General features: G+C 72.2%; 15 protein-coding genes. 8 read left to right on the top strand and 7 right to left on the bottom strand.

From position 1 onward, the window contains the following. Nucleotides 1–19 precede the first annotated feature (19 nt). On the top strand, nt 20–1,414 hold the full coding sequence (locus tag DNK56_RS11565) for a metallopeptidase TldD-related protein (protein WP_111333240.1): 1,395 nt from the start codon (nt 20–22) through the stop codon (nt 1,412–1,414). A 49-nt stretch (nt 1,415–1,463) separates the two neighbouring features. Next, complete coding sequence (gene tyrS, locus DNK56_RS11560; protein WP_111333238.1) at nt 1,464–2,732, top strand: tyrosine--tRNA ligase; 1,269 nt, start codon at nt 1,464–1,466, stop codon at nt 2,730–2,732. Nucleotides 2,733–2,835: 103 nt separating this feature from the next. Here tyrS and DNK56_RS11555 read toward each other — a convergent pair whose 3' ends face one another. Then, nucleotides 2,836–3,111 carry a GlsB/YeaQ/YmgE family stress response membrane protein gene (locus DNK56_RS11555; protein ID WP_111333236.1) on the bottom strand — a complete coding sequence of 92 codons (276 nt, stop codon included), beginning with the start codon at nt 3,109–3,111 and terminating at the stop codon, nt 2,836–2,838. 194 nt (nt 3,112–3,305) lie between these two features. On the opposite strand from DNK56_RS11555, the gene DNK56_RS11550 reads away from it, so the two are divergent. Both DNK56_RS11550 and DNK56_RS11545 read left to right on the top strand, forming a co-directional pair. After that, complete coding sequence (locus DNK56_RS11550; protein ID WP_111333234.1) at nt 3,306–3,686, top strand: DUF3099 domain-containing protein; 381 nt, start codon at nt 3,306–3,308, stop codon at nt 3,684–3,686. 218 nt (nt 3,687–3,904) lie between these two features. Beyond that, complete coding sequence (locus tag DNK56_RS11545) at nt 3,905–4,153, top strand: hypothetical protein (RefSeq protein ID WP_111333232.1); 249 nt, start codon at nt 3,905–3,907, stop codon at nt 4,151–4,153. A gap of 8 nt (nt 4,154–4,161) precedes the next feature. Here the strand turns inward: DNK56_RS11545 and moaA are convergent, their stop codons facing one another. From moaA to DNK56_RS11530, 3 genes are all read right to left on the bottom strand, one after another. Further along, complete coding sequence (gene moaA / locus DNK56_RS11540) at nt 4,162–5,151, bottom strand: GTP 3',8-cyclase MoaA (protein ID WP_111333225.1); 990 nt, start codon at nt 5,149–5,151, stop codon at nt 4,162–4,164. 149 nt (nt 5,152–5,300) lie between these two features. Continuing rightward, a complete protein-coding gene (locus tag DNK56_RS11535) occupies nt 5,301–6,929 on the bottom strand; it encodes a solute symporter family protein (protein WP_111333223.1) in 1,629 nt (542 codons plus the stop codon). Continuing rightward, nucleotides 6,926–7,291 carry a DUF485 domain-containing protein gene (locus DNK56_RS11530; protein WP_111333221.1) on the bottom strand — a complete coding sequence of 122 codons (366 nt, stop codon included), beginning with the start codon at nt 7,289–7,291 and terminating at the stop codon, nt 6,926–6,928. The genes DNK56_RS11535 and DNK56_RS11530 overlap by 4 nt, the downstream gene beginning before the upstream one ends. A 284-nt stretch (nt 7,292–7,575) precedes the next feature. Here DNK56_RS11530 and DNK56_RS11525 point away from each other — a divergent pair, with 284 nt between their 5' ends. Then, on the top strand, nt 7,576–9,081 hold the full coding sequence (locus DNK56_RS11525; protein WP_111333219.1) for a S8 family peptidase: 1,506 nt from the start codon (nt 7,576–7,578) through the stop codon (nt 9,079–9,081). Here the strand turns inward: DNK56_RS11525 and DNK56_RS11520 are convergent. From DNK56_RS11520 to DNK56_RS11510, 3 genes are all read right to left on the bottom strand, one after another. After that, nucleotides 9,036–9,713, bottom strand: a complete 678-nt coding sequence (locus DNK56_RS11520; RefSeq protein WP_199563785.1) for a lysoplasmalogenase — start codon at nt 9,711–9,713, stop codon at nt 9,036–9,038. The two genes, DNK56_RS11525 and DNK56_RS11520, sit on opposite strands and share 46 nt — an antisense overlap. Continuing rightward, on the bottom strand, nt 9,710–10,594 hold the full coding sequence (locus DNK56_RS11515) for a sterol desaturase family protein (RefSeq protein WP_111333217.1): 885 nt from the start codon (nt 10,592–10,594) through the stop codon (nt 9,710–9,712). The genes DNK56_RS11520 and DNK56_RS11515 overlap by 4 nt, the downstream gene beginning before the upstream one ends. 120 nt (nt 10,595–10,714) lie before the next feature. Further along, entirely contained in the window at nt 10,715–11,428 is a 714-nt protein-coding gene (locus tag DNK56_RS11510) for a VIT1/CCC1 transporter family protein (RefSeq protein WP_111333215.1), read from the bottom strand. An 87-nt stretch (nt 11,429–11,515) separates the two neighbouring features. Here DNK56_RS11510 and DNK56_RS11505 point away from each other — a divergent pair, with 87 nt between their 5' ends. The 3 genes from DNK56_RS11505 (at nt 11,516) to DNK56_RS11495 (ending at nt 13,695) form a co-directional block, all read left to right on the top strand. Next, complete coding sequence (locus DNK56_RS11505) at nt 11,516–12,523, top strand: DEDDh family exonuclease (protein WP_111333213.1); 1,008 nt, start codon at nt 11,516–11,518, stop codon at nt 12,521–12,523. A 63-nt stretch (nt 12,524–12,586) separates the two neighbouring features. Further along, the gene (locus DNK56_RS11500) at nt 12,587–12,820 is read left to right on the top strand and encodes a hypothetical protein (protein ID WP_026171732.1); all 234 of its coding nucleotides are present in this window, start codon (nt 12,587–12,589) and stop codon (nt 12,818–12,820) included. 71 nt (nt 12,821–12,891) lie between these two features. Next, nucleotides 12,892–13,695, top strand: coding sequence for an SURF1 family cytochrome oxidase biogenesis protein (locus tag DNK56_RS11495; RefSeq protein ID WP_111333211.1), 804 nt, complete (start codon nt 12,892–12,894; stop codon nt 13,693–13,695). The last annotated feature ends 76 nt before the right edge of the window (nt 13,696–13,771 follow it).

The raw sequence follows: 13,771 nt of genomic DNA, 5'->3' as shown, positions 1-13,771 counted from the left end.
CGACGCAGGAGGCCGGGCGATGAGCCGCGTCAGCAAGCCGTACGAGATCGTCGAGCGCGCGCTCGAACTGTCCACCGCCGACGGCTGTGTGGTCATCGCCGACGAGGAGTCCTCGGCCAATCTGCGCTGGGCCGGCAACGCGCTCACCACCAACGGGGTGACCCGGGGCCGGACCGTGACCGTCGTCGCCACGGTGGACGGCGCCGAGGGTGCCGCGTCCGGGGTCGTCTCCCGGGCCGCCGTCACCGCGGACGACCTGGAGCCGCTGGTCCGGGCCGCCGAGGCCGCCGCGCGCGCCGCCGGCCCCGCGGAGGACGCGCAGCCGCTGGTCACCGGGGTGCCCGCGTCGCCGGACTTCACGGACGCGCCGGCCGAGACGGACTCGGAGGTGTTCGCCGCGTTCGCCCCGGCCCTCGGGGACGCCTTCGCGCGGGCCCGTGCCGGGGGGCGCGAGCTGTACGGCTTCGCCCACCACCAGATGACGTCCAGCTACCTCGGTACGTCCACGGGGCTGCGGCTGCGCCACGACCAGCCGAACGGCACGCTGGAGCTGAACGCCAAGTCGCCCGACCGCACCCGTTCTGCCTGGGCCGGCCGCTCCACGCGTGACTTCAAGGACGTGGACCCGGCGGCGATGGACGCGGAGCTGGCGCGGCGGCTCGGCTGGGCGGAGCGCCGGATCGAGCTGCCCGCCGGGCGGTACGAGACGCTGCTGCCGCCGACCGCGGTCGCGGACCTGCTGATCTACCAGCTGTGGTCGTCCACGGCGCGGGACGCGGCCGAGGGCCGGACGGTGTTCTCCAAGCCGGGTGGCGGCACCCGGCTCGGCGAGTCGCTGTCCCCGCTGCCGCTGACCCTGCACAGCGATCCGCACGCCCCGGGTCTGGAGTCGGCCCCGTTCGTCCTCGCGCACTCCTCCGGGGACGGCGAGTCGGTGTTCGACAACGGGCTGCCGCTGTCCCGGACCGACTGGGTGGCCGACGGCCGCCTGGACCGGCTGACGACGACCCGGCACACCGCCGCCCTGACCGGGCTGCCGCTCGCCCCGGCGATCGACAACCTGATCCTGGAGGGCGGGGGCGAACGGTCGCTGGACGAGATGGTGGCCGCGACGACCGGCCGGGCGCTGCTGCTGACCTGCCTCTGGTACATCCGGGAGGTGGACCCGGCGACGCTGCTGCTGACCGGGCTGACCCGCGACGGCGTCTACCTGGTCGAGGACGGTGAGGTGGTGGGCGAGGTGAACAACTTCCGGTTCAACGAGTCCCCGGTCGACCTGCTGTCCCGCGCCACGGAGGCGGGCCGCACGGAGAAGACGCTGCCGCGCGAGTGGGGCGACTGGTTCACCCGGGCCGCGATGCCGCCGCTGCGTATCCCGGACTTCAACATGAGCTCGGTCAGCCAGGGCGTGTGACCGGCCTAGACTGGCCCGTACAACTCACTGCGTAAGGAGCACCGGAACCGTGACGGACATCGTCGACGAGCTGAAGTGGCGCGGGCTGTTCGCCCAGTCCACCGACGAGGACGCATTGCGCAAGGCTCTCGCGGACGGTCCCGTCACGTTCTATTGCGGCTACGACCCCACCGCGGCCAGTCTGCACGTCGGCCATCTGGTGCAGGTGCTCACGATGCGCCGGCTCCAGCGGGCCGGGCTGCGGCCGCTCGCCCTGGTCGGCGGGGCCACCGGTCAGATCGGTGACCCCCGCCCGACCGCCGAGCGCACGCTGAACGACCCGGAGACGGTCGCCCAGTGGGTGAACCGGCTGCGCGCGCAGATCGAGCCGTTCCTGTCCTTCGAGGGCGAGAACGCCGCGGTCATGGTCAACAACCTGGACTGGACCGCGGGCATGTCCGCGATCGAGTTCCTGCGGGACATCGGCAAGCACTTCCGGGTCAACAAGATGCTGACCAAGGAGTCGATCGCCCGCCGGCTGGAGTCCGACGAGGGCATCAGCTACACCGAGTTCAGCTACCAGCTGCTGCAGAGCATGGACTTCCTGGAGCTGTACCGGCGCTACGGCTGCACCTTCCAGCAGGGCGGCAGCGACCAGTGGGGCAACCTCACGGCCGGTCTGGACCTGATCCACCGCCTGGAGCCGGGCGCCGAGGTGCACGCGCTGGCGACCCCGCTGATGACGAAGGCGGACGGCACCAAGTTCGGCAAGTCGGAGGGCGGGGCCGTCTGGCTCGACGCCTCGATGACCACGCCGTACGCGTTCTACCAGTTCTGGCTGAACGTGGACGACCGGGACGTCTCGCGCTACATGCGCATCCTCAGCTTCCGGACCCCGGCCGAGCTGGAGGAGCTGGAGAAGGTCACCGAGGAGCGCCCGCAGGCGCGGACGGCGCAGCGCGCGCTGGCCGAGGAGCTGACGACGCTGGTGCACGGCGCGGACCAGTGCGCCGCGGTCGTCGCCGCGTCGAAGGCCCTGTTCGGCCAGGGCGAGCTGGACGAGCTGGACGAGGCGACGCTGAGCGCCGCCCTGTCCGAGGTGCCGCACGCCCGGGTGACCGAGCTGGGCCCGCTGGTCGACCTGCTGGTGGAGGTCGGTCTGGCGCCGAGCAAGTCGGGGGCGCGGCGCACGGTGAAGGAGGGCGGCGCGTACGTGAACAACGTGAAGGCCGTCGACGGCGAGGCGGCCCCGGCCCGCGAGGAGCTGCTGCACGGGCGCTGGCTGGTGCTGCGCCGGGGCAAGAAGAACCTGGCGGCGGTCGAGGTCACGGCCGGCTGAGCGGTACGCCCGCGAGGGCGGGACGCGGGACGGCGGCCGGGCACGCGGGATGCGTGCCCGGCCGCCGTCGTAGGGCCTGTGTCGAGCCCTGCTCCGGGGCGGTTCAGGTGCGCTGTCTGGTGCCCCGCAGCGAGGCCCAGAGCATGTCGCCGACCCCGACGACCACCACGGCGCCGATGAGCTGGAGCACGTGGCGTGTCCAGTCGATGCCTCGGGTGTCGTTCACGCCGATCCAGGTGGCGACGGCGTTTCCCAGGACGCTGCCGATCATGCCGAAGATGACCGTCAGCCAGAGCGGGATCTGCTGCTTGCCCGGCAGGATCGCCTTGGCGATCAGGCCCAGCACCAGGCCCACGATGATTGCCCACAACCAGCCCATGCTGCCTCCTGGAGCGACGCGGTGGCGCGCGTCTCCCGCCCAGTCTCCGTGCCGGGGCGGCCCGCCGCACGCCGGGCGGGTCCGTACGGGAGGGTGACGGAATGTACGCATACGGCCGCCCCGGTCTCGTACGCGGGGGATGCCGGGCGTAGCGTAGGGGCGGCCGGTCCGGGTCCGGGGAAGGTTGGTGGGGCGTGGTGCGCAAGCAGGGTGAGGCGGAGATCTTCCGGATCACGGGGGCCCGTCAGGGGCTCGCCGAGGACGTGCGGGGCAGACAGCGGCGCTATGTGATCTCGATGACCGTGCGCACGGTGTCCGTGGTGGCGGCGGCGCTGCTGTGGAACGTGGAGCGGCACATCGCGTTCGTGGCGCTCGGGCTCGGTGTGCTGCTGCCGTACGTCGCTGTGGTGATCGCCAACGCGGGCCGGGAGAACACTCCGGGGCTGCCTTCGACGTTCGTGGTGCCGGCCCCCGCGACCCCGGTGCTGGAGACGGCTCCGGCGGCTGGTCCGGCCTCGGGTTCACCGCAGTCCGGACGCGGTTTCCGGTCTTCGGATGGGGCGGAGCACGCTTGAGCCCCGGATGGGCCCAAGCTCAAGAAAAGCTCAGATCAATCATGACGTTCCAGTGCACTGCGGCAGGGTGTGCGTGACATACTTCGTAGGCGCTCCGCATCCCCCGTCGGAGCGACGGACCGACGCCGGGCAGCTCCCCCCGTGGCTGCCCGGCGTCGCCATGTGTCCGGACGGGTGCGCCGCGACGGCAGGGTGATGACAGGCCCTAGGGTTGAGGCGTGAACTTCCCCGAATCCGCCGTGCCGTCCGACTCCGCCGCCCCCGTCTGCTCGGCCAAGGGCTGCCGTGCCGACGCCGTATGGGTGCTGGCCTGGAACAACCCGAAGCTGCACACGCCGGAGCGGCGCAAGACGTGGCTGGCCTGCGAGGAGCACCGGGAGCATCTGTCGCAGTTCCTCGGGGTGCGGGGCTTCCTCAAGGACGTGGTGACACTGGCGGAGTGGGAGGCCCGGTCCGCCTCGGCGTGACGGGCGGGTCAGCCGCCGATCGCGGACATGGGGCGGTCCGGCTGGAGGAAGCTGGGGTCGTCAAGGCCCGAACCGGCCTTCTTGCCCCACATGGCGAGCTTCCAGACGCGGGCGATCTCCTCGTCCGGCGCGTCCGAGCGGAGGGCGCCGCGCAGGTCGGTCTCCTCGCGGGCGAACAGGCAGGTGCGCACCTGGCCGTCGGCGGTGAGCCGGGTCCGGTCGCAGGCCCGGCAGAACGGGCGGGTGACGGAGGCGATGACGCCGACGCGGTGCGGGCCGCCGTCCACGATCCAGCGTTCGGCGGGGGCGGAGCCGCGCTCGTCGCCGCCCTCGGGGGTGAGCGCGAAGCGGGTGCGCAGGGAGGCGAGGATGTCGCCCGCGGTGATCATGCCGTCGCGCTTCCAGCCGTGCTGGGCGTCGAGCGGCATCTGCTCGATGAAGCGCAGCTCGTAGTCGTACTCGACGGCCCAGGCGAGGAGGTCGGGCGCCTCGTCGTCGTTGAGGCCGGGCATGAGGACCGTGTTGACCTTGACGGGGGTGAGTCCGGCGGCGCGGGCGGCTTCGAGGCCGGCCAGCACGTCGTGGTGGCGGTCGCGGCGGGTGAGCGTCTTGAACACCTCGGGCCGCAGGGTGTCGAGCGAGACGTTGACCCGGTCGAGGCCGGCGTCCCCGAGGGCGGCGGCGGTCCGCTGGAGGCCGATGCCGTTGGTGGTGAGGGACATCCGGGGGCGGGGTTCGAGGGCCGCGCAGCGCTGGACGATGGAGACGAGGCCGGGGCGCAGCAGCGGTTCTCCGCCGGTGAAGCGGACTTCGGTGACGCCGAGGAGGGTGACGGCGATGCGGACGAGCCGGACGATCTCGTCGTCGTCGAGGAGGTCGGGTTTGGCCAGCCACCGCAGGCCCTCTTCGGGCATGCAGTACGTGCAGCGCAGGTTGCAGCGGTCGGTGAGCGAGACGCGCAGGTCGGTGGCGACCCGGCCGTAGGTGTCGATGAGCATGGTGGGCCCCCTCCCCCGGTGACTTCCCGGTCGCGGTGTCTGTCTCTTTCGAGCCTACGCGAGACCGGTTGCGGCGGAGGGGACCGTTTGGCACGAGGTGCGGCGGGGCCGCGTCGTAGGGTCCTACGACGCGGCCCCGGCGGTACGGGTCAGTGGGCGCCGATGCCGGTGAGGGACTTGACCTCCAGCTCGGCGTACTTGCCCTTGTCGGGCTCCTCCTTGGAGAGCAGGGAGCCGATCCAGCCGAGCAGGAAGCCGAGCGGGATGGAGATCAGGCCGGGGTTCTCCAGCGGGAACCAGGCGAAGTCGACGCCCTTGAACATCGACTTCTCGCTGCCGGAGACGACGGGCGAGAACAGCACCAGGAAGACCGAGGAGGCCAGGCCGCCGTAGATCGACCACATGGCGCCCTGGGTCGTGAAGCGCTTCCAGAAGAGGCTGTAGAGGATCGTCGGCAGGTTGGCGGAGGCGGCGACGGCGAAGGCCAGGGCGACGAGGCCGGCGACGTTCATGTCGCGGGCGAAGGCGCCGAGGACGATCGCGGCGGCGCCGATGAAGACGGTGGCCCAGCGGGCGGCGCGCATCTCCTCCTTCTCGGTGGCCTGTCCCTTGCGGATGACGTTGGCGTAGATGTCGTGGGCGAAGGACGAGGAGGAGGCGAGGGTGAGGCCGGCGACGACGGCGAGGATGGTGGCGAAGGCGACGGCGGAGATGACGGCGAGCATGACCGCGCCGCCGGTGGTGCCGGTCCCGCCGAGGTATTCGGCGAGCTGCGGGGCGGCCGTGTTGCCGGGCTTCTCGATGTTGTCGGGGCCGATGAGGGCGGCGGCGCCGAAGCCGAGGGCGATGGTCATCAGGTAGAACGCGCCGATGATGGCGATGGCCCAGTTGACGGACTTGCGGGCGGCCTTGGCGGTCGGGACCGTGTAGAAGCGGATCAGGATGTGCGGCAGGCCGGCGGTGCCGAGGACCAGGGCGAGACCGAGGGAGAGGAAGTCCAGCTTCGAGGTGCCGGAGCCGCCGTACTTGAGGCCGGGCTCCAGGAACGCGGCGCCGTGGCCGCTCTTCTCGGCGGCGGTGCCCAGCAGGTCGGAGACGTTGAAGTCGAACTTCCACAGCACCATGAAGGTCATCAGGAGCGCGCCGGCGATGAGCAGGACGGCCTTGACCATCTGGACCCAGGTGGTGCCCTTCATGCCGCCGATGGTGACGTAGACGATCATCAGTACGCCGACCAGCGCGACGATGAGGATCTTTCCGCTGTCGCTGCTGATGCCGAGGAGCAGGGTCACCAGGGCGCCGGCGCCCGCCATCTGGGCCAGCAGGTAGAAGATCGAGACGACGATGGTGGAGACGCCGGCCGCGGTGCGCACCGGGCGCTGGCGCATCCGGTAGGCGAGGACGTCGCCCATGGTGTAGCGGCCCGAGTTGCGCAGGGGCTCGGCGACGAGCAGCAGCGCCACCAGCCAGGCGACGAGGAAGCCGATGGAGTAGAGGAAGCCGTCGTAGCCGAAGAGGGCGATGGCGCCGGCGATGCCGAGGAAGGACGCGGCGGACATGTAGTCGCCGGAGACCGCGAGACCGTTCTGGAAGGCGGTGAACTGACGTCCGCCCGCGTAGAAGTCGGCGGCGCTGCGGGTCTGGCGGCCGGCCCAGACGGTGATGCCGAGGGTGGCGGCCACGAAGACGGCGAACAGCGTGATGATCAGGGGCCGGTGCTCACTGGTCGACGAGGCGGCCAGGGTGACGGCGGTGTGGGCGTGGTTCGCGGCGCTCATGCGTCGGCCTCCATACGGGACTTGATGGCCTCGGCCTTCGGGTCGAGCTTCGCGTTGGCGTACCGCGCGTAGAACCAGGCGATGAGGAAGGTGGTGAGGAACTGGGCGAGGCCGAAGACGAAGGCCACGTTGATGTTGCCGAAGAGCTTGGTGCCCATGAAGCCGCCCGCGTAGTTGGAGAGCAGCACGTACAGCAGGTACCAGAGGACGAAGGCGACGGTCAGCGGGAAGGCGAAGGTGCGGTGGGAGCGGCGCAGTTCGCCGAATTCCGCGCTGCCCTGCTCCGCGAGGAACGCCTCGGTGGTGGGCAGGGCAGGGGTCTTCTCCGTACTGCCCTCGGGCGGCGGTGCATCGGTAGCCACGGATTCTCCTGACGCGGGTGCGGTGGTGGGGACGATCGGTTTCACTGTCGGACCTCGTGTTCGGGGATGGTGGTGCGCTTCCCCTGACAACGGCACGCGGCGCGCGGCGAAGCGGTTCACGTCGGTTCCCCACTCCTCCTCGTCACTCGTTCGGGCGGATCGACGCGCACACGTTCACGTCCGTCGATGGAGGTGCCGGGACGAGCGGCGACCGCTTCACTCGCCGTGTACGCGACCGGGCGCGATCCGGGTCCGGTCGGTCGCGCGGACGATGTGGAGGCCCCATGGCTCATCCGGTTCCGGGACGGGCGCGCGCGCTGGCGCTGCCGGTCGGACTGGCCCTCACCGCCTCGCTCGGCGTCCTGCCGGCGGAGGTCGCCGCGGCGGTGGCGGCGGACGGTCCCGATCTGTCGTACGTCGTGAACACGCGGGTCGGTCGCCGAAGCGTCGAGCGGGTCCGCGGGGCGGTGGAGCGGGCCGGCGGCACGGTGGTGATCGCCTACGACCGGATCGGGGTCGTCGTCGTCCGCTCGAAGAACCCGGACTTCGCCGGGACGATCCGCCGCGTCCGGGGCGTCCGGTCGGCGGGCGCCACGCGTACCCGCCCGATCGTGCCCCGGGCGACCACGGACATCGGGGTCGACGTGCCCCTGACGGCCGCCCAGGAGCGGGCGGCGGCGGCGCGGGCCGCGGCGGACCAGGACCCGATGGAGCCGCTCCAGTGGGACCTACTCGCCATCAGGGCGGACGAGGCCCACCGCAGGACGCCGGGCAGCGCGTCGGTCACGGTCGCGGTCATCGACACGGGCGTGGACGACACCCATCCGGACCTGGCGCCGAACTTCGACCGCGCGTCCTCCGCGAACTGCGTCTCCGGCGCCCCGGACACCACTCCGGGCGCCTGGCGCCCGAAGCCCGGCGAGAGCGACCACGGCACCCATGTGGCCGGAACGGTCGCGGCGGCGAAGAACGGCGTCGGCATCACGGGGGTGGCGCCGGGGGTGAAGGTCTCGGGCATCAAGGTCGGCGACCCGGACGGCTTCTTCTACACCGAGGCCGTGGTCTGCGGCTTCGTCTGGGCCGCCGACCACGGGGCGGACGTCACCAACAACAGCTATTTCACCGATCCCTGGCTGTACACCTGCGCGGACGACCCCGACCAGGGCGCCCTGGTCGAGGCCGTGCACCGGGCCGCCCGGTACGCCGAGCGCAGGGGCGTGGTCAACGTCGCCTCGGCCGGCAACGCCTCCGACGACCTGTCCGCGGACACGCTCACGGACGCGACGAGCCCGGACGACGGCACGCCGGCCGACCGGACCGTGGACCCGGGACGGTGCCCGGACATCCCGGCGATGCTGCCGGGCGTGGTGACCGTCTCGGCGACGGGCGCGAAGGGCCTGAAGGCCTCGTACTCCAACTACGGGAACGGGGTCGTCGACGTGGCCGCGCCGGGCGGTGACGCGACGGCGTACCAGCAGCCGGACGCGCCGGCGACGAGCGGGCTGATCCTCTCGACGCTGCCGGGCGGCCGGTACGGCTACAAGGCCGGTACGTCGATGGCCGCACCGCATGTCGCGGGCGTGGTGGCGCTGATCAGGTCGAAGCATCCGTACGCGTCGCCCGCCGGGGTCAAGGCGCTGCTGACGCTGGGGGCCGACGCGAAGGCGTGCGGGGCGCCGTACGACATCGACGGCGACGATGCGGTCGACGCGGTCTGCGAGGGCGACGAGCGGCGCAACGGCTTCTACGGGGCCGGGACGGTGGACGCGCTGGACGCCGTCCGCCGGTGAACCGGGGCCAGCGCGCCCAGGGTGAGCAGGAGTTGAGCGGCCACGTAGGTGAGCATCACCCAGAACCCGGGGGCCGGCGGCTCGGGCCGGCCGGCGATTCCGGCGGCGATCAGCGCGTCGGACAGCAGGAACAGGGCCCCGCCCGCGGCGGCGTACCGGCCCAGGACGCGGGAGCGGTACGCCATGGCGGTCAGCAGCAGGCTGTACCCGGCCACCGGCACCCGCAGCCCGCCCGGCAGCCCGCTCCAGAGCAGCGCCACGAGGACGGCGAGCACCAGGGCGTAGCCGAGCGCGGGCAGCGCTCCGCCGGGGGCCCGGCCGAACAGGACCAGGTAGCAGACGTGGCCCACGGCGAAGCCGGCCATCCCGACGAGGAAGGCGGCGTCGGAGTCGGCGAGCAGGAACACATCACCCGCCCAGCCGCACAGCAGTGCCGCGATCAGCAGCCGGGGCCCGCGCCGGGCGGTGGCGTACCCGGCGAGCAGCGGCATCAGCAGCGGCTTGGCGGCCAGGTGCAGGGCCTCGGGGCCGGTGAGGACGCCGGCGAGGTCGACCGCGCACGCCGCGAGGAAGGCGATCAGCAGGGGCCGGGCGAACCGCTCGCGGCCCGCCGGCACCGGTGCGGCACTCACGCGGCACGCTCCGGGGCGGGCGCGGCGGCCGAGGGGGCGGCGGGAGTAGCGGCCGGTTGCCAGCCGGGGCCCCGGAAGATCCGGCCGGCCCGCTCGCCCCAGCCGCTCGCCGCGCGGACGTCACGGGCGATGGACACGTACTCGTGGGTGGCGATCCGCAGCGGGTTGTAGGTGCGGATGTTCTTGGTGAGCCCGTAGACCGGGCGCACCGTCTCGGGGGCGAACGAGCCGAACCACCGGTCCCACACGATGAGGATGCCGCCGAAGTTGCGGTCCAGGTAGCCGCCCTGCGAGGCGTGGTGCACCCGGTGGTGCGAGGGCGTGTTGAGCACGTACTCGAAGGGCCGGGGCAGCCGGTCGACGCGCTCGGTGTGCACCCAGAACTGGTAGACGAGGTTGGCCGAGGAGCAGAAGGCGAGCGCGGCCGGGTGCACTCCGCACGCGATGAGCGGCAGATAGAACGGCCAGGAGGTCAGCGAGGTCCACGGCTGGCGCAGCGCGGTGGAGAGGTTGAACTTCTCGCTGGAGTGGTGCACGACGTGGCAGGCCCACAGGATGCGGATGACGTGGTGGCCCCGGTGGGACCAGTAGGAGAAGAAGTCCTGCGCGAGCAGCATCAGGAGCACGGTCCACCACAGGACCGGCACCCGCAGCGGCGTCAGCTCGTACACGGCCGTGTAGACGGCCACGATGGGCACTTTCCACAGCAGGTCGAAGAAGAGGCTGCCCAGCCCCATGGTGATGCTGGTGGCGGCGTCCTTCGCCTCGTAACCGGCGGCGTCCTCGTCCGGGTGGAAGTGGTGGAGCGCCATCTCCACCACGGTGAGCAGGACGAAGGCCGGTATGGACCAGAGCACTACATCGGGCAGGTTCGTCGGCATGCCTGCACCGTAGGGCCGGGGCGGAGCGGGGACCAGATGTTGTTACCAACAAGTATGTGAGACCGCCTGTCAACACTCTTTGGCACCTTCCGACAGACGGCACGCCCCCGCGCTTCGCCGTTACACCCCCGCCGCTCCCAGCAGATGGCCCGCCGCGTAGGTGACCGCCATGGCCACTGCTCCGCCGCTCATGTTGCGCAGTACGGCCGGGCGGGCCGCGGCCTCGCCCAGGCGGGCGCTCCACCAGCCCGTCACGGCCAGGACCGCGAGGACGGAGAGGACGGTCACCGGCACCCGGAGGCCGGACGGGGGCAGCACGATGGCCAGCAGGGGCAGCAGGGCGCCGACGGTGAACGCGAGGAAGCTGGCGCCCGCCGCGTGCCAGGGGTTGGTGAGGTCGTCGGGGTCGATGCCCAGCTCGACCTCCGCGTGGGCGCGCAGCGCGTCGCGTTCGGTGAGCTGGACGGCGGCCTCGCGGGCGACCTCGTGGCTGAGGCCCTTGGCCTCCAGCAGGCCGGTCAGCTCGGCGAGTTCGGCCTCCGGGGTCTCCTGGAGCTCGCGCTTCTCGGTGGCGAGGGCGGCCTTCTCGGAGTCGCGCTGGGTGGAGACCGACACGTACTCGCCCGCCGCCATGGACAGCGATCCGGCGAGCAGTCCGGCCAGTCCGGCCGTCAGGAGGGCGCCCCGGTCGTCGGTGGCGCCGGCCACGCCGACCACGAGCCCGGCGGTGGAAACCACGCCGTCGTTGGCGCCGAGGACGGCCGCGCGCAGCCAGTTCAGCCGGGCGCCCAGGCCGTTGCCGTGCGGTTCGTCGTGCGCGGGAGGTCGTGTCATCCCGGAATCGTCGCACCTGCGGCGGCCCGGCCGGGGGCCGACACCGAATACCGAATGGGACCCTGTCGGACACGGCCCGTATTCTCTGTGACCATGCTCGACGACCCGCAGACCGCAGTGCCGTGGCCGACCGCCTACCCCCAGGGGTACGCGGTCGTCGACGTGGAGACCACCGGGCTCGCCCGTGACGACCGGATAGTGTCCGCGGCCGTGTACCGCCTGGACGCGCGGGGCGAGGTCGAGGACCACTGGTACACGCTGGTCAACCCGGAGCGCGATCCGGGCCCGGTGTGGATCCACGGGTTGACGAGCGACGTCCTGGCGGGGGCCCCGCTGTTCCCCGAGATCGCCGCCGAGCTGTCCGAACGGCTCGCGGACCGGGTGCTCGTGGCGCACAACGCCGCGTTCGACTGGTCGATGCTGGCGCGGGAGTACGCGCGGGCCTCGGTGGCCGCGCCGGTCCGGCAGCGGCTGTGCACCATCGCGCTCGCCAAGGAGCTGCGGCTGCCGCTGCCCAACCACAAGCTGGCGTCGCTGGCCGCGCACTTCGGCGTGGTCCAGCAGAACGCGCACCACGCGCTGGACGACGCGCGGGTGCTGGCCGAGGCGTTCCGCCCGAGCCTGCACGCGGCGGCGCGCGGCGGGGTGCGGCTGCCGCTCCTGGAGTGCCGGCCGCTGACCGAGTGGTCGCAGTCGCCGGTGACGCCGCGGACCGGGGCGCCGTCCTCGTACGGGGGACACACGACCTGGCGCGCCTCGCGCAAGCGTCCGGCCTGCCCGTATCCGAACCCGGGGCGGTACGAGAAGGAGAAGCCGCTCATGCAGGGCATGCGGGTGGCGTTCTCCGGGGACACCTCCGTCGACCGGGAGCTGCTGGAGGACCGGGCGGTGGAGGCGGGGCTGCATGTGGCGACGAGCGTGTCGCGGCTGACCAGCCTGCTCGTCACCAACGACCCGGACTCGGCGACGTCGAAGACGGTGAAGGCGAAGGCGTACGGCACCCCGATCGTGGACGAGAGCGCGTTCACCCATCTTCTGCGGGACGTCGCCCCGGCCGTCGCGAGGGTGCCGGGGCCGACGCGGTCATCGGAGTGAACCGGGGGCGACGCGCCGCCCGCCGCCGGTGCGCCGCCGCCCGCGCGTCCCACCCTGTGGCGCATGGCACGTTGTGAGGTCTGCGGAAACGATTACGGGATGTCCTTCGAGGTCCACGCCCAGGGCGCGGTCCATGTGTTCGATTGCTTCGCCTGTGCGATCCACCGCATGGCGCCCATCTGCGAGCACTGCCGGGTCCAGGTCATCGGCCAGGGGGTCGAGGTGGACGGGCACTGGTTCTGCGGCGGGCACTGCGCCCGCGCGGAGGGGAAGGTGGGCATCGTCGACAGAGTCTGAGGACACGGGGCGGCCTCCCCTTCGGCCACCCCGTGCGCGATGCGTCCCGTATGCGGTTGTACGGTCGTGGGGTGTACCGCTTCCTGATGACCCGGCAGTGGCTGTTCCTCGCCCTCCTCTCGCTCGTCCTCATCCCCACGATGGTCGAGCTGGGTTTCTGGCAGCTGCACCGGCACGAGCACAAGGTCGCGCAGAACGCCCTGATCTCGCGGAATCTCAAGGCGGACCCGGTCCCGGTGTCCCGGCTCACCTCCCCCGGCCACACCGTCCCGCGCGCCGACTACTGGCGCACCGTGACGGCCACCGGGACGTTCGACGAGAAGCACACGGTCGTCGTGCGCCGCAGGACCGCCAACGACGGCTCCATCGGCGTGCACGTCCTGGTGCCGTTCGACCTCAAGGGCGGCGGCACCGTCATGATCAACCGCGGCTGGGTGCCGTCCGCCTCCGACCAGCACGCCTTCCCCGACGTACCGGCCGCGCCGAGGGGCGAGGTCACCGTCACCGGGCGGCTGAAGGCCGACGAGACGACCGGCGCGAGCGGCATCAAGGACCTCTCGGGCCTTCCGGACCGTCAGGTGATGCTGATCAGCAGCGCGCAGCAGGCCCGGCTGCTCGGCCGCCCGGTCCTCGGCGGCTACATCGAGCTGACCGGCCCCGCCCCGTCGAACGGCTCGCCCGAGACGATCGGGGCGCCCGACGACGGCTCCATCGGCCCGCACATGGCCTACGCGGTGCAGTGGTGGCTGTTCGCCGCCGGGGTCCCGGTGGGCTTCGTGGTCCTGGCCCGGCGCGAGAAGCGCGACCGGGTCGCGGCGGCGAAGGCGGCCGCCGAGGCCGGCGCGGCACCGGAACCCGAGCCCGCGCAGGCGTGACGGCGGCTCCGCAGGGGTGACACCCGCCTCTCCTGGCACACTCCCTGCTTAACGGGGGCCCGGTTCGGGAAGACGC

This window comes from Streptomyces sp. AC1-42W, assembly GCF_003248355.1.
In the GTDB taxonomy this organism is placed as follows: Bacteria; Actinomycetota; Actinomycetes; order Streptomycetales; family Streptomycetaceae; genus Streptomyces.
Note: the sequence above shows the minus strand (reverse complement) of the source record. Positions and strands in the feature narration are given on the sequence as shown.

What these genes read in the sequence shown, in the direction of transcription:
- DNK56_RS11565 (WP_111333240.1), top strand. Translation starts at nt 20, where the DNA reads ATGAGCCGCGTCAGCAAGCCGTACGAGATCGTCGAGCGCGCGCTCGAA.
- DNK56_RS11555 (WP_111333236.1), bottom strand. Translation starts at nt 3,111, where the DNA reads ATGGGCTGGTTGTGGGCAATCATCGTGGGCCTGGTGCTGGGCCTGATC.
- moaA (WP_111333225.1), bottom strand. Translation starts at nt 5,151, where the DNA reads ATGCTCATCGACACCTACGGCCGGGTCGCCACCGACCTGCGCGTCTCG.
- DNK56_RS11535 (WP_111333223.1), bottom strand. Translation starts at nt 6,929, where the DNA reads ATGAGCGCCGCGAACCACGCCCACACCGCCGTCACCCTGGCCGCCTCG.
- DNK56_RS11525 (WP_111333219.1), top strand. Translation starts at nt 7,576, where the DNA reads ATGGCTCATCCGGTTCCGGGACGGGCGCGCGCGCTGGCGCTGCCGGTC.
- DNK56_RS11515 (WP_111333217.1), bottom strand. Translation starts at nt 10,594, where the DNA reads ATGCCGACGAACCTGCCCGATGTAGTGCTCTGGTCCATACCGGCCTTC.
- DNK56_RS11510 (WP_111333215.1), bottom strand. Translation starts at nt 11,428, where the DNA reads ATGACACGACCTCCCGCGCACGACGAACCGCACGGCAACGGCCTGGGC.
- DNK56_RS11500 (WP_026171732.1), top strand. Translation starts at nt 12,587, where the DNA reads ATGGCACGTTGTGAGGTCTGCGGAAACGATTACGGGATGTCCTTCGAG.